This window comes from Streptomyces sp. NPDC020489 (assembly GCF_044386545.1).
Taxonomy (GTDB): domain Bacteria; phylum Actinomycetota; class Actinomycetes; order Streptomycetales; family Streptomycetaceae; genus Streptomyces.
This window is the reverse complement of the sequence record NZ_JBIRUZ010000003.1, coordinates 91,888-112,864: the sequence shown is the minus strand read 5'-3', so window position 1 is coordinate 112,864 and position 20,977 is coordinate 91,888. Positions and strand designations below refer to the sequence as shown.

The window sequence follows — 20,977 nt, the reverse complement described above, 5'->3', positions numbered from 1 at the left end:
TCATGCGCGATCACGAACCCGCCCCCGACCTCGAGGGACGACGGCTGACCACCAAGGAGGCGGCCGAGCTGCTCGGCGTGAAGCCCGAGACCGTCTACGCGTACGTGAGCCGCGGTCAGCTCGGCAGCCGGCGCGTACCGGGCGGCCGCGGCAGCACCTTCGACGCCAAGGAGGTCCAGGCGCTCGCCCGGCGCAACAGGCGGGAGAGCGCCGGGAGTCAGGGATCCGGCGGCGAACTGTCCGTACGGACCCGCATCACACTCATCGACACGGACCGGTACTACTTCCGGGGCGTCGACGCGACCGAACTGGCCGCACGCCACTCCTACGAAGAGATCGCCGAGTGGCTGTGGACCGGGCGGATGCGCCCCGGCACGAGGTTCACGGCCCCCGAGTCCTCGGTCTCCGTCGCCCGCCGGGCCGTGAACGCACTGCCCGAACACACCTCGCCCACCGACCGGTTGCGGGTCGCCGCCATCGCCGCCGCGACCGCGGACCCGCTGCGCTTCGACCTGTCCGAGGACGCCGTGCTCGGCACCGCGCGCATCCTGATCCCCACCCTCGTCGCCGCCCTGCCGCCGGTGCGCATGGGCCACCGTGACGAGGGCTCACTGGCCGAGCGGCTGTGGGACCGGCTCAGCGCGCGCCGGCCCGACGAGGCGTCCGTGCGCGTCCTGGACACCGCCCTGGGGCTGCTCGTCGACCACGACCTGGCCGCCTCCACCCTCGCGGTGCGGGTCGCCGCCTCGGCCCGCGCGCACGCCTACGCGGCCGTCTCCGCCGGACTCGGCGTCCTGGAGGGCCCGTTGCACGGCGCCGCCAGCGGACTGGCTCACCGGCTTCTGCTGGACGTACTCGACCAGGGCGACGCGGCCCCCGTGATCGCCGACGAACTGCGGGCCGGACGCCGTATCCCGGGACTGGGCCACCGGCTCTACCCGGGCGAGGACCCCCGCGCGCGTGCGCTGTTCGCCCTCCTGGAGGAGATGCCGCACGCCGAGCCCGCCCTGGCCGCGGCCCGTGACGTGGTGGCCACCACCGCGCGCCACACCCCGCTGCACGCCAACGTCGACCTCGCCCTGGCCGTCTTCACCGTGTCCACCGGGATGCCCGCGACCGCCGGCGAGACGATCTTCGCGGTCGCCCGTACGGCGGGCTGGATCGCCCACACCCTGGAGGAGTACGGGGAACGGCCCCTGCGCATGCGGCCCAGTGGTCTCTACGTGGGCGCCAAACCCCCTCAAGCGCTGCCGTAGCGGGACACGAGCACGGTCGGGAGTCACACGGAGCCAAGTCAGGTTAGGCTCACCTCTGTGAGTACGTGTACATCCGTCTCCCGCGACCTCGACGAGCCCGTTTCCGGGACCGCGGCGACCGCGAAGACCTGGCTGCTCCTCGAACAGCCCGGTCCGTGGGGCGCGCATGCGCTCACCTCCAGCCACCTGGACCCCGCGCTGGGCCGCGCCCTGGAACGGGCGGCCAAGGGCACAGGCGTACGCGTCGCGCTCATCCGCCGGCCCGGGCGGCACGCGGACTGCGGCACCCCGTCGATGCGCCGCGTGTACGTGTCCCACACCGCTCCCGGCGGCGTCTGGCTGCACAGTGCCGAGGTCCGCGATCCGCGGCGGCTGCTCGATCTCGACTTCGCCGCGCTCGGCGCGGGCGACCACCGCAGCGTCGCCGGCGCGCTCGACGGACGCCCGTACACCGGCGCCCCGCTGGCCCTCGTCTGCACCAACGGCAAGCGCGACCGCTGCTGCGCCGTCCTCGGGCGCCCCCTGGCGGCCGAGCTCGCCGCCTCCGGGGCCGAGGGCGTCTGGGAGGTCACCCATCTGGGTGGACATCGCTTCTCACCGACGCTGCTCGTCCTGCCGTACGGCTACGCCTACGGCCGGGTGAGTGCCCAAGCGGTCAAGCAGATCCTGCACAGCGTCCAGAACGGGCGGATCGTCGTGGAGGGGTGCCGCGGCAGCTCGGCGTGGGAGCGGCCCGGCCAGGCTGCGGAGCTGGCGGTGCGCGCGGCAGCGGGCGAGTACGCGGCGGACGTGCTGAGCGTCGTACGCACGGACGGCGCCGCCCCGCGCTGGGAGGTCACCGTCGCGCACGTCGACGGGCGCCACTGGCGGGTCGTCGTGGCCCAGAGCGCCTCCCTGCCACCGCGCGCGGAGAGCTGCGGGACCTCGGTGCTGGGCTCGCCCGCGCGGATGGACGTCGTGGCGGTGCGGGAGCTGGCACCCACGGCAGCGCTCGCGAGCTGAACTGGACGCCGCCTCCCCGGCGCGAGCTGAGCTGAGCTGAGCTGAGCTGGACGCCGCCTCCCCGGCGTGGACGTCGTAAAGCGTCATCACGTGGCGCCGTACGCCCCGCATGTATTGATCAAGAGATCCACGCCACACCCCTACGGCTGTTCACACCCCTCCGCGTACCGTCATGGGTATGAGCCCCACTCCCCCCGCACGGCGCCTCCGCCTCGGTCTGCCGCGGCGGATGTTCTCGCAGCTGCTGTTGATGCAGCTCGCGATCGCCGCGGGCGTCGCGGTGCTCGCGACGGGGCTCTTCCTCGCGCCGCTGAGCGACCAGCTGGACGACCAGGCGATGCGCCGGGCCCTCGCGATCGCGCAGACGACCGCCGAGCAGCCGCAGATCGCGAAGGACCTGCAGAGCACCGCGCCGTCGGTCGACGGGCCGGTGCAGGTGGAGGCCGAGCGTATCCGGAAGGCCACCCGGGCCGAGTACGTCGTGATCATGAACACGCGCGGTGTGCGCTGGTCGCACACCGACCCCGGGCAGATCGGCGGGATCGTCTCCACCGACCCCACGCGGGCGCTGGGCGGCCAGGAGGTCATGGAGATCGACGACGGCACCCTGGGGCGCTCTGCCCGCGGCAAGGTGCCGTTGCGCGACAGTGACGGCGACATCATCGGCGCGGTCTCGGTCGGCATCGCCTACGACAGTGTCCGGGCCCGGCTGATCCACGCGATACCGGGGCTGCTCGCCTACGCGGGCGGCGCCCTGGCCGTCGGTGCGCTCGCCGCCTGGCTCATCTCCCGGCGGGTCCAGCGGCAGACCCGGGACCTGGCCTTCTCCGACATCTCGGCGCTGCTCGCGGAGCGCGAGGCGATGCTGCACGGCATCCGGGAGGGCGTCGTCGCGCTCGACCGCGCGGGCCGTATCCGCCTCCTCAATGACGAGGCGCAGCGCCTTCTGGGCATCGGCGACGAGGTGGTCGGCCGCTCCCTGGAGGAGGCGCTCGGAGAGGGCCGTACGGCCGACGTCCTGGCCGGCCGGGTGACCGGCACCGACCTCCTCACCGTCCGCGGCCAGCGGGTCCTGATCGCCAACCGCATGCCCACCGACGACGGCGGCGCCGTGGCCACCCTGCGCGACCGCACCGAACTGGAGCAGCTCGGCCGGGAGCTGGACTCCACGCGAGGTCTGATCGACGCCCTGCGCGCCCAGGACCACGAGCACGCCAATCGCATGCACACGCTTCTGGGGCTGCTCGAACTGGAGTTGTACGACGAGGCCGTGGACTTCGTCGGAGAGGTCGTCGGCGATCACCGCGCCACCTCGGAGCAGGTCACCGAGAAGATCGAGGACCCCCTGCTCGCGGCCCTGCTGGTCGGCAAGGCGACCGTCGCCGCGGAGCGCGCGGTCGCCCTGTGGATCTCGGACCGGACCTGGCTCCCGGACCGGTTGATCGATCCCCGCGCCGTCGTCACGGTGGTCGGCAACCTGGTGGACAACGCCCTGGACGCCGTCGCGGGCACACCGCACGCGCGCGCGGAGGTCGAGTTGCGTGCCGAGGGCCGTACCGCCGTCCTCAGGGTGCGCGACACCGGGCCGGGCATCCCCGCGGAACACCGTGACCTGGTCTTCACCGAGGGCTGGTCCACAAAGAAGCCGCCGACGCACGGCAAGCGGGGCATCGGGCTGTCCCTGGTGCGCAGGCTGGCCGAGCGCCAGGGCGGCAGCGCGACCGTGACGGAGGCGGACGGCGGGGGCGCGGAGTTCACCGTCGTCCTGCCCGAGGCCCTGGCGGGACCCGACCTGGAGCCCGCGCTGACCGCCCCGCCCACCGCCGGGAACGCCGGGAACGCCGGCGGAACCACCGCCACAGCCACCGCCGGGAACACCGTCGAGGAGGAGTCGCGATGATCGAGGTCCTGGTCGTGGACGACGACATACGGGTGGCGCGAGTCAACGCCGCCTACGTCGAGAAGGTGCCGGGCTTCCGCGTGGCGGGTGAGGCGCACAGCGCGGCGGAGGCGCTGCGCCAGGTCGAACTGCTGCCCAGGCTCGACCTGGTCCTCATGGACCACTACCTGCCCGACGAGACGGGTCTGTCGGTCGTCCAGGAGATGCGCCGCCGCGGTCACCAGACGGACGTGATCATGGTGACGGCTGCCCGTGACATCACGACCGTGCAGGCGGCCATGCGCCAGGGCGCGCTCCAGTACCTGGTCAAGCCGTTCGCCTTCGCGGGCCTGCGCGCCAAGCTGGAGGCGTACGCCGAGCTGCGCCGCACCCTCGACAGCGGCGGCGAGGCCGAACAGGCGGAGGTGGACCGCATCTTCAGCGCCCTGTCCGCCCCCTCCGAGCCCGACCTGCCCAAGGGCCACTCCCCCACGACCGCGGAACTCGTACGCCAGTCCCTGCTGAACGCCGAAGGCCCCCTGTCGGCCCAGGAGATCGCCGAACGCACCGGAGTGAGCCGCCAGACCGCCCAGCGCTACCTCAAGCTCCTGGAGCGCACCGGGCGGGCCCGCCTCACCCTCAAGTACGGCGACGCGGGCCGCCCGGAACACCGTTACGTCTGGGCGACCCGCGCCTGAGGACACGGCCCGTGGGGGCGGGGGAAGGAACCGTGCCCTCCCCGGATACGGATGCAGGCCCACCCCCTGCTCGACCGACACGGCGGTCGTACGGCAGTACGGCATTACGGGGCGACTACGGCGATGACGGGAGCCTGCGGCGGAGGGGCGAGGCCGTTCCTACGCGGGCCTGCAAGGCAAGGCCAGGTACGGCCACCCGCCCCAACGCAGGCCTGCAAGTCAAGGCCCCGTACGGCCACCCACCCCTACGCCGCCCCAGCCCCCGTCAGGGAACGCACCTCGGTCTCCGCGTGCTTGGCCTCGTCCGCCACCTCCGCCGAGGTGACCGTCCCGAGCCAGCCGGCGACGAAGCCCAGCGGGATCGAGACCAGGCCGGGGTTCTGGAGCGGGAAGTACTGGAAGTCGACGCCCGGGAACAGCGACGCCGGACTGCCGGACACCACAGGCGACAGCAGCACCAGCACCACGGCCGGGACCAGCCCTCCGTAGACCGCCCACACCGCTCCTCGGGTGGTGAAGCCGCGCCAGAACAGCGAGTACAGCAGCACCGGCAGATTGGCGGACGCGGCGACCGCGAAGGCCAGGCCCACCAGGAAGGCGACGTTGAGGTCGCGGGCCAACAGGCCGAGGCCGATCGCCACCACACCGATCCCGACGGCGGCGACACGCGCCACGGCGACCTCACTGCGGGGTTCGGTGTCCCGCCGCCGCAGCGAGGCGTACAGGTCGTGGGCCACGGACGCGGAGGAGGCGAGCGTGATGCCGGCGACCACCGCGAGGATCGTGGCGAAGGCGATCGCGGCGACGATGGCGAACAGAACCGTTCCACCCGTGGAGTTCGCCCCGCCGCCCAGATCGAGGGCCAGCAGCGGCACGGCGGTGTTGCCGGCCGCGTTGGATCCCCGCACGGCGTCCGGACCGACGATCGCCGCCGCCCCGAAACCAAGGACGATGGTCATCAGATAGAAGCCGCCGATGAGTCCGATCGACCAGACGACGGAACGGCGAGCGGCCCGCGCGGTGGGCACGGTGTAGAAGCGCGACAGGATGTGCGGCAGCCCCGCCGTCCCCAGGACCAGCGCGAGTCCCAGGCTCATGAAGTCGAAGCGCGCGGTCCAGTCCCCGCCGTACTTGAGCCCGGGCGCCAGGAACTTCTCGCCGTGGCCACTGCGTTCGGCCGCGGTGAGCAGCAGTTGGTCGAAGTCGCCGTGGAAGCGCACCAGGACGAGCACGGTCAGCGCGATCGTGCCGCCGAGGAGCAGGACCGCCTTCACGATCTGGATCCAGGTGGTGGCCCGCATCCCTCCCAACGACACGTAGATGACCATGAGCGCGCCGACGCCGATGACCGTCCAGGTCTGCGCCGCCTCGCTGGTGCCGCCGAGCAGCAGGGCGACCAGGCTCCCCGCCCCCACCATCTGCGCCACCAGATACAGAACGGACACCGTGACCGAGGAAGTTCCCGCCGCGATCCGCACCGGGCGCTCGCTCATCCGCGCCGCCACCACGTCGGCCAGCGTGAACCGCCCGCAGTTGCGCACCAGTTCGGCGACGAGGAACAGCACCACCAGCCACGCCACCAGGAAACCCACCGAGTACAGCATCCCGTCGTACCCGAAGAGCGCGATGAGTCCGGAGATGCCCAGGAAGGATGCCGCCGACATGTAGTCACCCGCGATGGCAAAACCATTCTCCATCGGCGAGAACAGCCGGCCCCCGGCGTAGAACTCCTCCGCCGAGCCGTGCCGGTTGCGGCTCACCCACGTCGTGATCGCCAACGTGACCGCGACGAAGGCGCTGAACAGCAGCAGCGCCAGCGTCTGGTGGTCGCTCGTCACGAAGCACCGCCCTGAATGCCCCTGGTCAGCTCCTGGGTGTCCCAGCGCAGCTCCAATGCCGCCCGGTCCCTGCGCAGGCGGGCGTGGCGCGCGTACGCCCACGTCAGCAGGAAGGTGGTGAGGAACTGCCCGAGTCCGGCGACCATCGCCACGTTCACCGCCCCCGCCACCGGCCGCGCCATCAGCCCGGGCGCGGTCGTCGCGGCCACCACGTACCCCACGTACCAGGCGAAGAAGGCGAGGCATGCCGGCACCACGAACCTGCGGTACCTGGAGCGCACTTCCTGGAAGGCCGCGCTGCGCTGCACCTGGAGGTACACGTCCGCGGCCGCCTCCTCCCGCTCGGCCCGTCCGGACCGGGCGACCGGCAGGGGCACGGGCGCCCCGGCGCCGCCCGACTCGCCCCAGCCGGAGGCGAGTGCGTCGTACCAGGGGTCGTCGTACTTCACCGCTCCGAACGTCTCTGCGAACGCCGGGGGCTGACCGTCGTGGTTCCCGGCCGCACTTTCGGGACCACTCTCGTCTGCGCGGGGACGACCGTTGCTTGACTGCATGCCCAAGGATGGACAGAACAGGAAGATCCCCGACTCTTCTTCTCCTCCCGCTTCACCCCATCAGGTGACTCGACCTGGCGGACCGGCTCGCCGGGGCGATTGGCTCGCCCCAGCGATCGACCATCAGGCGGTCAGACGCGGCGAGTTGAGTGCCCCCGCCCCTGACCGGCGCCCCGAGCCGCCCTCCGAGCCGCCCCCGGCCCAAACCCGGCGCAGCACTACGCGTCGATCCGTGACCGATCCAACGTGGCCGCCGAGCTCGAGATGAACTCCTTGCGCGGCGCCACGTCGTTGCCCATCAGGAGGTCGAAGACCTGCTCGGCGGCCTCCAGGTCGGAGAGGTTCACCCGGCGCAGCGTGCGGTGCCGTGGGTCCATGGTCGTCTCGGCCAGCTGGTCGGCGTCCATCTCACCGAGGCCCTTGTAGCGCTGGATGGAGTCCTTGTAGCGGATCCCCTTGCTCTGGAACTCCATGAGCTTGTCGCGCAGCTCTCGGTCCGAGTACGTGTAGACGTACTTGTCCTGGCCCTTCTTGGGCTGGACGAGCTCGATCCGGTGCAGTGGCGGCACCGCCGCGAAGACCCGGCCCGCCTCGATCATCGGGCGCATGTAGCGCTGGAACAGCGTCAGCAGCAGCGTCCGGATGTGGGAGCCGTCCACATCGGCGTCGGTCATCATGATGATCTTGCCGTAGCGGGCCGCGTCGATGTCGAAGGTCCGGCCCGAACCCGCTCCTATGACCTGGATGATCGCGCCACACTCGGCGTTCTTGAGCATGTCGGTCACGGACGACTTCTGGACGTTGAGGATCTTGCCGCGGATCGGCAGCAGCGCCTGGAACTCGGAGTTCCGGGCCAGCTTGGCCGTACCGAGCGCGGAGTCCCCCTCGACGATGAACAGTTCGCTGCGGTCGACGTCGTCGCTGCGGCAGTCGGCGAGCTTGGCCGGCAGCGACGAGGACTCCAGGGCCGTCTTCCGGCGCTGTGCGTCCTTGTGCTGACGGGCCGCGATGCGCGTGCGTGCCGCGGCGACCGCCTTCTCCATGACGACCCGGGCCTGGGCCGCCGCGTCCCGCTTCGTGGACGTCAGGAACGCCTTGAGCTCCTTGGAGACCACGGTGTTCACGATGCGCCGGGCCGCCGACGTGCCGAGCACTTCCTTGGTCTGGCCCTCGAACTGCGGTTCGGCGAGACGCACGGTCACGACCGCCGTGAGGCCCTCCAGGGCGTCGTCCTTGACGATGTCGTCCTCGGCGACGCGAAGCAGCTTCTTGGCGCGCAGCACCTCGTTCATGGTGCTGGCCACGGCCGTCTCGAAGCCGGCGACATGGGTGCCGCCCTTGGGTGTGGCGATGATGTTCACGAACGACTTGAGGGTCGTGTCGTAGCCCGTGCCCCAGCGCAGGGCGACATCGACGTCGAGTTCCCGGGTGACCTGGGTGGGCGTCATCTGCCCGTGCTCGTCCAGGACCGGCACCGTCTCCTTGAAGGTGCCCTGGCCGGAGAGGCGGAGGACGTCGCAGACCGGCTTGTCGTTCGCCAGGTACTCGCAGAACTCGCTGATACCGCCGTCGAAGCGGAAGGACTCCTCGCCCTTGCTGCCCCCCTCGCCGAGACCGAACTCGTCGCGGACGACGATGGTCAGCCCGGGCACCAGGAAGGCGGTCTGCCGGGCGCGCTGGTGAAGGTTCTCCAGGGAGAGCTTGGCGTCCTTCAGGAAGATCTGCCGGTCGGCCCAGTACCGCACGCGCGTGCCGGTGCGGGTCTTCGGGATCCGCTTGGTCTTGCGCAGGCCGCCCGTCTCGAACTTGGCGTCGGGCCCCGCCCCGGCGAAGGCGCCGGGCACGCCGCGCCGGAAGCTGATCGCGTGGGTGTTCCCCGCGCGGTCCACCTCGACGTCCAGCCGCGCGGAGAGGGCGTTCACCACGGAGGCGCCCACGCCGTGCAGGCCGCCGGAGGCCGCGTACGAGCCGCCCCCGAACTTGCCGCCGGCGTGCAGCTTGGTCATGACGACCTCGACGCCGGACAGACCGGTCTTGGGTTCGACGTCGACCGGGATGCCTCGGCCGTTGTCCCGGACCTCCACCGAGCCGTCGTCGTGGAGGATCACCTCGATGTGGTCGCAATAGCCCCCGAGAGCCTCGTCGACGGAGTTGTCGATGATCTCCCAGAGGCAGTGCATCAGGCCTCGACTGTCGGTCGAGCCGATGTACATACCGGGGCGCTTGCGTACGGCCTCGAGGCCCTCGAGGACGAGCAGGTGCCGCGCGGTGTAGTTGGAACCGTCCCGGTCTGCTCCTGCCAGCAGCGCTGTGGACGGCACGGACGTCTCGGCGGTCACGCGGTTCGCTCCTCGCTGAATTTCAGATGTCGCCCTGATGGGTAAGGGCGCGGCTTCGGTCGCCGCCAAGAGGGTACCGAGGCCTGGTAGAGCCGTTGTAACGCCACCCTCGTCGGAAGTCACGATAGTCCAGAGTCGCATGCATGTTCGATCCCTCGATGGAGTGAAGTACATATCACGTTCCCTTCGGGGCATGAACCATTTAGGCTCCGGGCACGTCCTCATGAACAACCGGCAACCCAGCCGGGAGGACGGACTTTGACCGCAAGAGCGAATCCGTAAGACACCTAGACACGCAATACGGCACATTCGCCGCCACCGGCAGCAGACGGCCGGCCTCGAAAGATTTTTTCGAGGAGAAGCCCTGAGCGGGAACGTTTGGGGTTGGTTGGATGTTGACCCTGGTACGACAGCTCGTCGAGCTAGAGAAGAGGCGACGTGACTACTGTTCTGACCCCTGCGAGCCCGTTGACGGCCGCCGATCGCTGCGACCGTTGCGGCGCCCAGGCATACCTGCGCGTCGTCCTGCTCAGTGGCGGTGAACTGCTCTTCTGCGCCCACCATGGTCGCAAGTTCGAGCCGGAACTCAAGAAGATCGCCGCTGAGATACAGGACGAGACGGAGCGCCTGACGACCGCTCCCGCATCCGCCTCGGAAGAAGATCGCTGACACCTCGCATCACGACGAGCCAGCGCCGGCACAGGCCGGCACACGAGCGGCCGCCCCTGAAGAGGGGCGGCCGCTCGCGCCGTGTCTGGAGGGACGGGCGCGCCGTGACCGACGGGTACGGCCGCGCCAGCCACCGGGTACGGGGCCTGCCGTCTTGTCGGCACTATGAGCCGCCACTACGGGCCGTTCGTTCGCGAGCACGGCTACGGACCGACCGTGAGCGCAGCTACGGGTCGTCCGTGAGTTCGGCTCTGGGGCCGACCGTGAGTGGCCCCACGAGCAGCCAGCCGTCCGCAGGTGCCGCCACGGGCCTCCGTGAGCGCCCTGAGGAGGCCCCGTCAGCGCCCCTACGGCCTCTCACGCACCGTCAGACCCTCGTCGGGCACCCTCGGGGCCTCCCGCCCACCGTTGGCCCGCTCAGGGACCCTCACGGCCCCCTGCCCCCTATTGGCCCCGTCAGAGCCCCCCACGGCCTCCGGCCCGCCGTTCCACCCGAGCGTCCGCAGCACGTCCGACACGCGCGTGTAGACCCCAGGGCTCCCCGCACGTCCGCAGCCGCTCCCCCAGGACACGAGCCCGATCAGCTTCCCCTGAGCGACCAGCGGTCCACCGCTGTCCCCCTGACAGGCGTCCATGCCGCCCGTCGCCTCACCGGCGCAGAGCATCGTGCCGACGAGGTAGGTGCCGTCGGCGCTGCCGGGGTAGGCGCGCTCGCACAGGGCGTCGGACAGCACATGCACGTGTGCCGCCCGCAGACTGTGGGCGTAGTCGCCGCCGCCCGTGGCGTCGCCCCAGCCGTACACGGTGGCGGAAGTGCCAGGCTCGTACGCGGCGTCGCCGGCCGGCGCCATCGTGATGGCGGAGCTGCCCGGCAGGGCTGTGGCGAGGGTGATGACCGCGAAGTCCCCGGCGTTGGTGCCCGCGTCGTAAGCGGGGTTCACCCAGGTGGCGCGTACCGGGATCTCCTGACCCTCGTTCGAGAGCAGGTCCGTTCGACCCGCGATGACCTTGAGGTCACCCACCCGGTCCGGCGGCCCCCCGAGGACGTCCTCGCCCAGACAGTGGGCCGCGGTGAGCACGGTGGTCCGACCGACGGCCACGCCACCGCAGAACTGCCCCGCGCGCGTACCCCCGAACCGGTCACGACTCGACAGCGCCACGGTCCACGGACCCTCGGAGATGTCGACGGGGAATCCGCCTACGACGACGCTGTCGGCGGCCACTGGGGTGGCGGCCACAGGAGCGGCGGACACCAGCGGTATGGCACCCGCCAAGGCCGCGAGCACCAGCGACCCGGTCAGCGGCCGGGCAAAGGGACGACGCATGCACGTTCCTCACTCTGGGGTGGTCATGGGACACCCAGGGTGATCCACCGAGGCGTCGCCCGCACCCGCTCAGCCCGAAGGCCCGGCCCCCTGTACGGGAACCGGGCCTTCGACGTCGTACGGCCTCGACCTAGTCGAGGTAGTCGCGCAGCACCTGCGAACGCGACGGGTGGCGCAGCTTCGACATGGTCTTGGACTCGATCTGGCGGATGCGCTCGCGCGTCACGCCGTACACCTTGCCGATCTCGTCGAGGGTCTTCGGCTGACCGTCGGTGAGACCGAAACGCATGGAGACGACGCCCGCCTCGCGCTCGGACAGGGTGTCCAGGACGGAGTGCAGCTGCTCCTGGAGGAGCGTGAAGCTGACCGCGTCGGCCGGGACGACCGCCTCGGAGTCCTCGATGAGGTCACCGAACTCGCTGTCGCCGTCCTCGCCGAGCGGGGTGTGCAGGGAGATGGGCTCGCGGCCGTACTTCTGGACCTCGATGACCTTCTCGGGGGTCATGTCGAGTTCCTTGGCCAGCTCCTCCGGGGTGGGCTCGCGGCCCAGGTCCTGGAGCATCTGGCGCTGCACACGCGCGAGCTTGTTGATGACCTCGACCATGTGCACCGGGATACGGATGGTGCGGGCCTGGTCGGCCATCGCGCGGGTGATCGCCTGACGGATCCACCAGGTGGCGTACGTGGAGAACTTGTAGCCCTTGGTGTAGTCGAACTTCTCCACCGCGCGGATCAGACCGAGGTTGCCCTCCTGGATGAGGTCCAGGAAGAGCATGCCGCGGCCGGTGTAACGCTTGGCCAGGGAGACCACCAGACGGAGGTTGGCCTCCAGGAGGTGGTTCTTGGCGCGGCGGCCGTCCTCGGCGATGATCTCCAGCTCGCGCTTGAGCTTCGGCGCGAGCTTGTCGGCGTTGGACAGCTTGTCCTCGGCGAACAGACCGGCCTCGATGCGCTTGGCGAGCTCGACCTCCTGCTCGGCGTTGAGCAGCGGGACCTTGCCGATCTGCTTGAGGTAGTCCTTGACGGGGTCGGCGGTGGCGCCGGCGACGGCGACCTGCTGGGCCGGCGCGTCGTCCTCGTCGTCGTCGGAGAGGACGAAGCCCTTGCTCTCGCCGCCCTCCTCTTCCTCTTCGCCGGGCTTGATCTCCTCGAGGACCTCGTCCTCGATGACCTCGGCGTCGTCCTTGCCGGCGGTCGTCTTCTTGGCGGCCGTCTTCTTGGCGGTCGTCGCCTTCTTCGCGACCGCCTTCTTGGCCGTCGTCGTCTTCTTGGCGGCGGCCTTCTTCACCGGCGCCTCGTCGTCCACGGCAGCCTCGGCGGCGGGCGCCGCCGGGGTGGCGGTGGCGGTGGCCTTCTTGGTGGTCACCGTCTTCGCGGCAACCGTCTTGGTGGCGGTGCGCTTGGCCGGACTCTTCGCTGCGACGCTCTTTCGGGTGCGCTTGGGCTCCGCGGCACTGACCATCAGCGTCACACCCTCTTCCTCGAGGATCTGGTTGAGGCTGCGCAGTACGTTCTTCCACTGAGTGGCCGGAATCTGGTCAGCTTCGAAGGCCCGACGCACGTCATCGCCGGCGATCTGCCCCTCAGCCTTTCCCCGCTCAATGAGAGCCATGACAGAGACGGACTCGGCGATCTCCGGCGGGAGCGTACGGGATGTGCTGGCCGACACGAACAACCTCTCGGAACGTTGGAAAACGGCTTCCGGCCCCGTCCGGGCTGGACAGGAACCGACCACCGGCCGTGGAGATGGGCCGACGGTGCGGGCGGGGGCCGGGAAGATGCACAGCGCCTTCTATGGCGTCCGTATTCCCTCCGCGGCTGTCACCTCTTAGGTCATCGCGTTGTTTCCACAAGCGTTACGCCCAATCTGCGTGGCCCGAGTCACACCCCGTAAGCGATCAAAAACGTTCAGATACGGGCAAAGGTGGGCAGCATTGGGCGCTTCGAGGGAGGAGCTGGAGGAGCCGCCCTGTCGCGCCGTCGGACCCCGCAGGATTCCGAAGGATCCTGCGGGGTCCGACGGGGGGCGGTTCGCCGGCCGAACGATGCCCAGGAGGGGGAGGCATCCTCCGGCCGTACCGCCCGCGGTGTGTGGTCAGTGCTCGCGCGGCGCCGGCACCACACGCTCGACCTCGGGGTGGACGGTGAGCAGCTGACGCATGGCCGCCTCGGCCGCCGTGCCGTCGCCGGCGGCGAGGGCGTCGGCGATCCTGCCGTGCTGCACGAGGGACGCCTCGTTCGGCCGGTCGCAACCCGTCACCGGACCGCCGGACACCTGAAGCGCCGAGGACACGATGCCCGAGAGGTGCTCCAGCATGCGATTGCCCGCGAGCTGGATGAGCAGGGAGTGGAACTCGGCGTCCGCGCGCGAGAAGGTCAGCGCGTCACCCTGCCCCAAAGCGTGCCCCATGATCTCGACCATGTCGGCGAGCCGCTGCTGGGCGTCGTCGCGCCCGTGCCCGGCGGCGAGGCGCGCGGCGAGCGGCTCGATCGTCCAGCGCAGCTCGCTCAGCTCACGGCGCTGGTTGTCGCGCTGCGGCCCGAAGGCACGCCACTCGATGATGTCCGGGTCGAGCAGGTTCCAGTCACTGACGGGGCGCACGCGCGTGCCGACGTTCGGCCGGGCGCTGACCAGGCCCTTGGCCTCCAGGACCCGGAGAGACTCACGGACGACGGTGCGGGAGACCTCGAAACGCTGGCCGATCTCCTCGGGCACCAGCGGGCGGTCGGCACCGAGGTCGCCCGAGACGATCATCTGTCCCAGCTGCTGGACGAGTTGGCCGTGCAGTCCGCGTCCCCGGCTGCCCGCGGCGCGTCGGCCCACACGCCCCAGCTCGGGATCCGCGGCGTCCCACGCGGAGGCCCCGACGCGCTCGGCGGCGGGCGCCTCCGCGTAGGGGTAGCGGTCGAGTCCGCCCGGGCCGGCGAGGCCGGAGTCTGCGGAGCGGGCGGCGGTCATCATGGTGTGCGCAAGGGTACTCACGGATCTTTTGTCGGCGCCCTCTCCAACTGCCTTGAGGTCTTTGGTGAAAAGCACACGAAAGGGTGATCGCTCACCCCGTCGCAATTGACGCCTTATCGGAAAGAAATGGGCTTTCCACGGGGAGTTGTGCGCAGAGCATGACCGGACGGACGCGGACGGTCGTCATCGGACCCTGCTACGCAGGGTCGTGAGCAGATATGCGCAGAGCAGGGCCGTCAGCGACAACATCAGCGCGCCACCCACGGGTTGGGCGATCATGCGCACAGCGGCGGCGAGCCAGCGCTCTCCGCCGAAGGGCCACTGCACCAGGAACACCTCCCGCAGCCGCTGCGGAAACCCGGCCGCCGTCCGCACAGCCGGTCCCTCCAAGGCCTTTTGTACGAGAGGTACGACGACGACGGGCACCGCGACCACCGCCGCCAGCCCCGCCGCGGTGGACCGGAAGATCCCGGCGGCCAGCACACCGGCCCAGCCGCACCCGACCACCAGGCTGATCCAACTCGCGCCCAAGGTCAGCCAGTCCGCGGGAACCTGCGCGAGCTCCCGTCCGTAGAGCAGGTAGAGCACTTCGGCGTCGCAACCCACCGTGAGAAAGGCCAGCAGCAGCGCGGTGACCGCCGAGACGACGAGTTTGGCCGCGAGCAGCCCCAGTCGGCGGGGCACGGTGCCGCGGTCCGCCGCCAGCGCGGGGTGGCGGAACTCGTCGCCGAAGGCGAACGCCCCGAGCAGACCCGCGCCGAGCGCTGCGGGCGGCAGCGGCAGCTCCTGCGGCCAGGCGGCCAGCAGGCGGTGCTGCGGGGTGTGACCGACCCGGGCCAGCAGTACGGCGGTCAGGGCGGACACGACGAGCACGGCGGCCCCGGTCAGGAACCCGGTCCCGACACCGGTGGCACGCCGCACCTCGTACCGCAGCGGACGGAGCGGGCTGGGGGCGGAACGGACCGAGATGGGGGCCGGCAGTTCGACACGAACGTCGAGACTGGTGAGCCCGGCGGGAGGTCGAGGCCGCGTACCGCGCCGAGGTGCGACGCCCTCGACGGGGCGGGGCACGGAGGGGGCCGAGGGCTGCTGGGCCTCCTCGCCGAGATCTGCCTGTGGCGCGTCTCCTACGGGGTCTACCTGTGTTGCGTCTCCCACGGAGGTTCCGTCCTCTACGGGGGTCCCGTCCGAGGCCGGGCTCCGGGGCTCGGTGTCGGGCCTCGGGATGCCAGCGAGTCGGTGCCCCTCGAAAGGGGCGGGCCGAGCGGGCCCGGGCGCCCGGACCTGCGGAGCCGGGGCAAGAGCACCCTCGGACGTGTCCCGCGGAGCCTCCCCCGCTCCCGGCCCCATGTCCCCCACCTCGTCGGCGAGTTGGTGTACGAGGATGCCGTGACGGAACGCTGTCTCGCCGACGTCGGCACAGGTACTGCCGTAGACGGAGAGCCGGTTGCCGCCCTCCCGGACGACCTCGACGGAGCGCTGTGCCGTGCGGGCCTCCCTGGTGAGCAGGGTGGCGAGACGGGCGGCGTGGGGGGTGCGGACGGCGACTCGAGGGCGCAGTCGGGTGCGGGCGAAGTCGTCGGCCTCCTGATCGGCGACGAGTCGGCCCTCCTCCAGCGTGACGACCCGGTCGGCCGTGCGAGCGGCCTCCTTGGGGTCGGCCGTGGTGATCAGGACCGTGCCGCCCTGGGCCGCGTGGGTCCGCAACATGCCGTACAGCCAGCGGCCCTCGCGGGCGGAGAGGCTGTGGGCGGGTTCGTCGAGGACGAGGGTGTGCGGGTCGGAGAGGAGGGCGCAGGCGAGGCCGAGACGGCGGTCCATGCCGCGCGCGAGGGTGCCGAGGCGTTCCTCGCGCAGGCTGACCAGGCCGACGACCTCGAGCACTTCGTCCGCACGGCGGACCGGGACGCCGGCCGCGGCGCACAGCATCCGCAGATGGTTGCGGACCGTGCGGGACGGGTGCCCCGGCACGTCGCCGAGGAGCACGCCGACCTCACGCGACGGGTGGGCGATCCGATGCAGGGGCCGGCCTCTGAAGTACGTGACCCCGCGCCCCTGTTGCAGTTCGAGCATGAGCCTGAGCGCCGTCGTCTTGCCCGCCCCCGGGGCGCCGAGCAGCGCGGTGACTCGACCCGCGGGCGCCTCGAAGGAGACGTCGTCGACAGCGGGTGGAAGCTCCTTGCGAGGGTTGCTGGTCAGTCCGAAGGCCTGGATCACCCTCAGCAAGATAGCGCGCTATGTCCGTTTTTTCCGTCACTGCAAGGCTCGTTCGACCGACAGTCGGTGAGCGATCCGGCTCCGGGGACCTGCGCCCCGCGCCGAACTCCACCCCTGCGCGAGCGATGGCCCGAGCGTCACATCTCGACTGGTCGGCAGGGAGGTTGAGTGAACCTCACACTTCGGGGCGCAGCATCGGTGGGTTGAGCAGCGTGGCACCGCCCGCTCGGAAGAGCTGGGCCGGGCGGCCGCCCTGGCGGGTGGTGGTGCCGCCGGTGGGGACGAGGAAGCCGGGCGTCCCCGTCACCTTGCGGTGGAAGTTGCGCGGGTCCAGCGCCACTCCCCACACGGCTTCGTAGACACGGCGCAGCTCGCCGACGGTGAACTCGGTGGGGCAGAACGCCGTCGCCAGCGAGGAGTACTCGATCTTGGAGCGCGCGCGCTCCACCCCGTCGGCCAGGATCTGGGCATGGTCGAAGGCGAGCGGTGCGACCGCTTCGCCGTCCCGGCCGTAACCGCCCTGCTGGAGCAGTTCCTCGACCGGCGCCCAGCGTGCGTTGCTGGCGTCGCCGCCCGCTCGGGGCGCGGGCAGGTCGGGGGCGAGCGCGAGGTGGGCGACGCTGACCACCCGCATCCGGGGGTCGCGCTTGGGGTCGCCGTACGTCGCGAGCTGCTCCAGGTGGGCTCCGTTGTCCTGGACGGGGGCGGCGGGCTCATGGGCGCGCAGCCCGGTCTCCTCGGCCAGCTCCCGGGCCGCGGCCTGCGACAGGTCCTCGTCGGCCCGGACGAAACCGCCGGGAAGCGCCCAGCGCCCCTGGAACGGCGGTTCCCCCCTGCGCACCGCCAGCGCGCACAGGGCATGGCGGCGCACGGTCAGCACGACCAGGTCCACGGTGACGGCGAAGGGCGGAAAGGCTGACGGGTCGTAGGGCATGCCGCGATCATAGTCGTCTGCCTGACGATAAACACGCCGTTCACCGACCGCATCCATCGCTCGTCCACCGCGGCTAGACACCGGTTCCACCGGCTCCCGCTCGTCTCGGTCCGGCACCTCGGCCCAGCACGTCGTACCAGGTCACGCTCCCAGTTGCAGCCCGTCGGCAGCCTCCTCGACCATGGCGAGACCCAGTCGGCCGACCCGTACGGAGAACGGGGCGCCCGCGACCCTCAGTCCCGTCAGGACGATCTCGCCCAGCGGCGCGCTGCGCACCGGGCGCAGGGTGACGGTCCCGGCGGGGGCGTCGGGGCGGACACCCGCGAGGGTGGTCAGCATCAGCACGCTCGCTGCCGACGCCGTGGCCGCGGGTCGGCATGCCGCCGGATGCGGAACCGGTGCGCTTCCGTCGGTGCGCTGCTCTCCCGCGTACATCTCGGGCAGCCGGTGGCCGAAGGCCTCGGCCGCCGCCAGGGCGCCTCGCAGCAGCGAGGTCGCCTCCTTCTCGTAGCCGGCGGCGGCCAGCCCGGCGACGGCGACCGCCGTCTCATGCGTGCGTACGGCTCCCCCGCGGTGGCCGAACGGGTTGTACCCCGCCTCCTTCGCGCCCAGACCGCGCAGCCCCCAGCCCGAGTCCATGGCGGGGCCGCCGAGCAGCCGGGCGAGCTGTTCGGTCTGGACTCTGTCGAGCAGGCCTGCCGCCGGCTCGCCCCCGCCCAGCAGGCCCGTGTCGAGAAGGTGGACGGCGACCGCGGCCAGGTGCGGGAGGGGTCGGCCGTCCGGGGCGCGGGCCGCCGCCGGTCGGCCGCCACCCGCGTCGTCGAGCCAGAACTCCTCCCGGAACGACCTCCGCAGGTCCTGCGCCCACTGCCGCAGCCCTGCGCCGCCCGGTCTGCCGCAGTCGTCGAGCAGATCGGCGCCGAGCAACGCGGCGCGGTGCGCATGGGCCTGCGTCTCGCAGCGGGCCGGGCCGCCGGGCTGCGGGTCGCTCAGATACGGGGCCTCGCCCACAGTGGTCCGCAGCCAGGTCAGACAGCGCTCGGCGGCCGGCAGCAACTCCTCCGTCTCGGCATCGGGAAGACCCCAGCGGCGGGCCTCCGCGAGGAGCACCGGGAAGAGCAGCGTGGCCTCCGTGCCGGTGCAGCTCGGCGGGAGGTGCGGGCCCGCGTCGCGTCTGGGGCCGGGAATCATGCCGGACTGCCGTCCCGGGCCGGGCAGTTGGGTGCGGGCGAGCGTGCGCAGGGTGCCCGCCGCGAGCCTGGTGCCCAGGGGCAGGGTCATCCGGGCCGCGGCAAGCGCCTCGGCCGGGGCCAGACCACAGCGCCAGGGCGCTCCGGCGGCCAGATGTGTGTCGGTCGGGTGCGCCGGGTCGCGCAGGAGCAGGGACTGGAGATCCTCGACGCTCGTCCGGAGCAGTTCCTGGACTCTGGGGTCGTCGCCTGACGCCCGCGCGGGCGCGAGAGGGCTCGTGGCGGCCCGTCCCACGGCCCGGACGGGTCCCGCGCCGTCCGTACGAACCCGCAGCTCCACGCTGGTACTGCCTCCCGGGGGCAGGACGAACTCCCAGCGCAGCAACCCGGCCGAGGCCAAGGCGTCGGACGGCGGCGGGTCGGCCGTGACCGACGAGTTGCCGAGGGGGGACGACCAGCGCAGACCGGAGTCGTGGACGCTCGCGGGCAGTTCGGGGCCGGGAGTGCCGCTCGCGATCGCCCCCAGGTCGGCCAGGTCGGCGCCGAGGGCCACCTCGACCGGCAGACGCAGCGGGCGCGGGGCCGCGCTGTGCAGGGTGATCCGCTCGGTGCCGTCCGCGTGGCGCAGGCGCTCCACGACGACGTCCGGGTCCGGACCCGCATGCGCCGAGGTGCGGACGGTCCCCACGAAACGGGCGCTGTCGGCCGTGTTCATGCGCGACTGAACCGCGAGCGGCTCCCGTCCGGCAACCCGGACCTGGCAGCGGGACAACACCCGTCGACCGCCCCGGTAGAACCCCTCCAGCCCACGACCGGTCAACTGCCCGTGCTCCGTGGAAATCGCGAGGCCCGGGAGGGCGACACAGATCAGGGCGGTGTGGGTGGGCGGCAGCTCGCCGACGCGACGCGGTGCCGGGGGCGCAGGCGCACCGCTGAGAGGGGGTGGGATGGGTGAGCGGCTTGCCTGCCCGGCCTGTCCGACCTGCCGGGCCTGCCCGGGCTGGGGGGCCTGCGCAACCTGTCCAACCTGGCCGACTTGTCCGGCCTGGCGGGCCTGGCGGGGTGGCGCGGAGCCTTGGCCCACGGGGGGTGAAGAGGGGAGTCCTGCTCCTGCCAGCGGGCCCGGGCGGCGTGGTCGGCCTTGCGGTCCGGCAGGGGCCGGACCACGCGGCGGAACAGCCGGATCCCCTTCCCCGGGCATGGAAGGGCCCAGCCTCCCTGCGCGGTCGGAGTGAGCGGCTGGTTCCGCTCCCGGTGATGCGGCCGACGCTCTTGCCGGATCGGGGGGATCGGTTCGGGTTCGGTGTGGCTCGTGGGCGAGAGGCGAGGCCGGGGTCGTCGATGGATCGAGGGGACCGGTTCGGTGTGAATCGTGCGCAGGAGGCGTGCCCGAGTCCCTCGCCGGATCGAGAGGATCGGTTCGGTGTGACTCGTGCGCGAGAGGCCTTGCCGGCGCCTTCGACGGATCGGGGGGACGGTTTCGGTGTGGCTCGTGTGCGAGAGTCGCGCCTAGGTCCCTCGCCGGATCAGGCGTGCGGTCCAGCTGCGCCTCGCGGGGGATCGAGTCCCGGTCGGGAGACGCGGGGGGCCGGCCCGCGTCCCGCGGATCGTGTCGGCCGGCGCCGCCCGCAGACGGTGGCAGACCGATCTGCGGCGCTGGTCCACCTGCGGTGGTGCAGTCGTCGTCGGAGGCGGAGGGCGGAGTCGACTGATGCATGGGCGGCTTCTTCTGCGCTCTGTGCGCCTCGGGCGGGGCCGGCGTCGGGGTAGGGGTTCCTGAACGGCCAGGGTGGTGCGTCGGCAGGGCCCGTCCAGGCGTTCCGCCACTCAGGTGAACGGAACAGGGCTCCTCGGAGTCACGCCTGCAATCGGCCGAGCCAACCGGATGGCGGCCAGTGTTCGGTCGACCGAGGCGCGGGGTGCTCGGCGTGGGCCGACAGGTCGAAGAGGGGGTTCGGTCGCCCGGAGCATGTGAGTGTCAGGCGCTTGGGCCTTCCGGCGGCCGGGACTGCGGGGCTATTGGACTCGGGGACTTCCAGCGTTCCAACCCCCCGCACTCCGGGACTTGGGGTCTCCCGCACTCCCGGAGGCCCGGACTCCCGCACTCCCGGAGG

General features: G+C 71.7%; 14 protein-coding genes. 5 read left to right on the top strand and 9 right to left on the bottom strand.

Annotated elements, in window-relative coordinates:
- The first annotated feature begins 2 nt into the window (after nucleotides 1-2).
- The 4 genes from ACH41F_RS07650 to ACH41F_RS07635 all read left to right on the top strand — a co-directional run bounded on the left by ACH41F_RS07650 (nucleotide 3) and on the right by ACH41F_RS07635 (nucleotide 4,835).
- Nucleotides 3-1,256: a citrate synthase gene (locus ACH41F_RS07650; RefSeq protein WP_398833769.1), complete on the top strand. Its 1,254-nt coding sequence runs from the start codon at nucleotides 3-5 to the stop codon at nucleotides 1,254-1,256.
- Nucleotides 1,257-1,313: 57 nt separating this feature from the next.
- Nucleotides 1,314-2,258, top strand: a complete 945-nt coding sequence (locus ACH41F_RS07645) for a sucrase ferredoxin (protein WP_398833767.1) — start codon at nucleotides 1,314-1,316, stop codon at nucleotides 2,256-2,258.
- A 178-nt stretch (nucleotides 2,259-2,436) separates the two neighbouring features.
- Complete coding sequence (locus tag ACH41F_RS07640; RefSeq protein WP_398833765.1) at nucleotides 2,437-4,158, top strand: ATP-binding protein; 1,722 nt, start codon at nucleotides 2,437-2,439, stop codon at nucleotides 4,156-4,158.
- On the top strand, nucleotides 4,155-4,835 hold the full coding sequence (locus ACH41F_RS07635) for a response regulator (RefSeq protein WP_398833763.1): 681 nt from the start codon (nucleotides 4,155-4,157) through the stop codon (nucleotides 4,833-4,835). Before ACH41F_RS07640 ends, ACH41F_RS07635 begins: the two co-directional genes overlap by 4 nt.
- Nucleotides 4,836-5,080: 245 nt before the next feature.
- On the opposite strand, the gene ACH41F_RS07630 is transcribed toward ACH41F_RS07635, so the two are convergent.
- The 3 genes from ACH41F_RS07630 to ACH41F_RS07620 form a co-directional block, all read right to left on the bottom strand.
- Nucleotides 5,081-6,673 carry a cation acetate symporter gene (locus ACH41F_RS07630; protein ID WP_391233699.1) on the bottom strand — a complete coding sequence of 531 codons (1,593 nt, stop codon included), beginning with the start codon at nucleotides 6,671-6,673 and terminating at the stop codon, nucleotides 5,081-5,083.
- On the bottom strand, nucleotides 6,670-7,227 hold the full coding sequence (locus ACH41F_RS07625) for a DUF485 domain-containing protein (protein WP_391233698.1): 558 nt from the start codon (nucleotides 7,225-7,227) through the stop codon (nucleotides 6,670-6,672). The genes ACH41F_RS07630 and ACH41F_RS07625 overlap by 4 nt, the downstream gene beginning before the upstream one ends.
- Before the next feature lie 218 nt (nucleotides 7,228-7,445).
- Complete coding sequence (locus ACH41F_RS07620; RefSeq protein ID WP_391233697.1) at nucleotides 7,446-9,566, bottom strand: DNA gyrase subunit B; 2,121 nt, start codon at nucleotides 9,564-9,566, stop codon at nucleotides 7,446-7,448.
- Between the two features lie 438 nt (nucleotides 9,567-10,004).
- Here ACH41F_RS07620 and ACH41F_RS07615 point away from each other — a divergent pair, with 438 nt between their 5' ends.
- Nucleotides 10,005-10,235, top strand: coding sequence for a hypothetical protein (locus tag ACH41F_RS07615; protein ID WP_391233696.1), 231 nt, complete (start codon nucleotides 10,005-10,007; stop codon nucleotides 10,233-10,235).
- Nucleotides 10,236-10,582: 347 nt separating this feature from the next.
- On the opposite strand, the gene ACH41F_RS07610 is transcribed toward ACH41F_RS07615, so the two are convergent.
- From ACH41F_RS07610 to ACH41F_RS07585, 6 genes are all read right to left on the bottom strand, one after another.
- Nucleotides 10,583-11,560, bottom strand: a complete 978-nt coding sequence (locus ACH41F_RS07610; RefSeq protein WP_391233695.1) for a trypsin-like serine protease — start codon at nucleotides 11,558-11,560, stop codon at nucleotides 10,583-10,585.
- Nucleotides 11,561-11,690: 130 nt separating this feature from the next.
- On the bottom strand, nucleotides 11,691-13,229 hold the full coding sequence (locus tag ACH41F_RS07605; RefSeq protein WP_391233694.1) for an RNA polymerase sigma factor: 1,539 nt from the start codon (nucleotides 13,227-13,229) through the stop codon (nucleotides 11,691-11,693).
- Between the two features lie 426 nt (nucleotides 13,230-13,655).
- Complete coding sequence (locus tag ACH41F_RS07600; protein ID WP_391233693.1) at nucleotides 13,656-14,543, bottom strand: FCD domain-containing protein; 888 nt, start codon at nucleotides 14,541-14,543, stop codon at nucleotides 13,656-13,658.
- A 162-nt stretch (nucleotides 14,544-14,705) separates the two neighbouring features.
- Nucleotides 14,706-16,739: an ATP-binding cassette domain-containing protein gene (locus tag ACH41F_RS07595; protein ID WP_398833759.1), complete on the bottom strand. Its 2,034-nt coding sequence runs from the start codon at nucleotides 16,737-16,739 to the stop codon at nucleotides 14,706-14,708.
- A gap of 175 nt (nucleotides 16,740-16,914) precedes the next feature.
- Entirely contained in the window at nucleotides 16,915-17,673 is a 759-nt protein-coding gene (locus tag ACH41F_RS07590; RefSeq protein WP_391233691.1) for an NUDIX domain-containing protein, read from the bottom strand.
- Nucleotides 17,674-17,814: 141 nt separating this feature from the next.
- On the bottom strand, nucleotides 17,815-19,683 hold the full coding sequence (locus ACH41F_RS07585) for a glycogen debranching N-terminal domain-containing protein (protein WP_398833756.1): 1,869 nt from the start codon (nucleotides 19,681-19,683) through the stop codon (nucleotides 17,815-17,817).
- Nucleotides 19,684-20,977 lie beyond the last annotated feature (1,294 nt).

Coding starts and splice junctions, on each gene's coding strand:
- ACH41F_RS07640 (WP_398833765.1), top strand. CDS start 2,437: ATGAGCCCCACTCCCCCCGCACGGCGCCTCCGCCTCGGTCTGCCGCGG.
- ACH41F_RS07635 (WP_398833763.1), top strand. CDS start 4,155: ATGATCGAGGTCCTGGTCGTGGACGACGACATACGGGTGGCGCGAGTC.
- ACH41F_RS07650 (WP_398833769.1), top strand. CDS start 3: ATGCGCGATCACGAACCCGCCCCCGACCTCGAGGGACGACGGCTGACC.
- ACH41F_RS07590 (WP_391233691.1), bottom strand. CDS start 17,673: ATGCCCTACGACCCGTCAGCCTTTCCGCCCTTCGCCGTCACCGTGGAC.
- ACH41F_RS07610 (WP_391233695.1), bottom strand. CDS start 11,560: ATGCGTCGTCCCTTTGCCCGGCCGCTGACCGGGTCGCTGGTGCTCGCG.
- ACH41F_RS07625 (WP_391233698.1), bottom strand. CDS start 7,227: ATGCAGTCAAGCAACGGTCGTCCCCGCGCAGACGAGAGTGGTCCCGAA.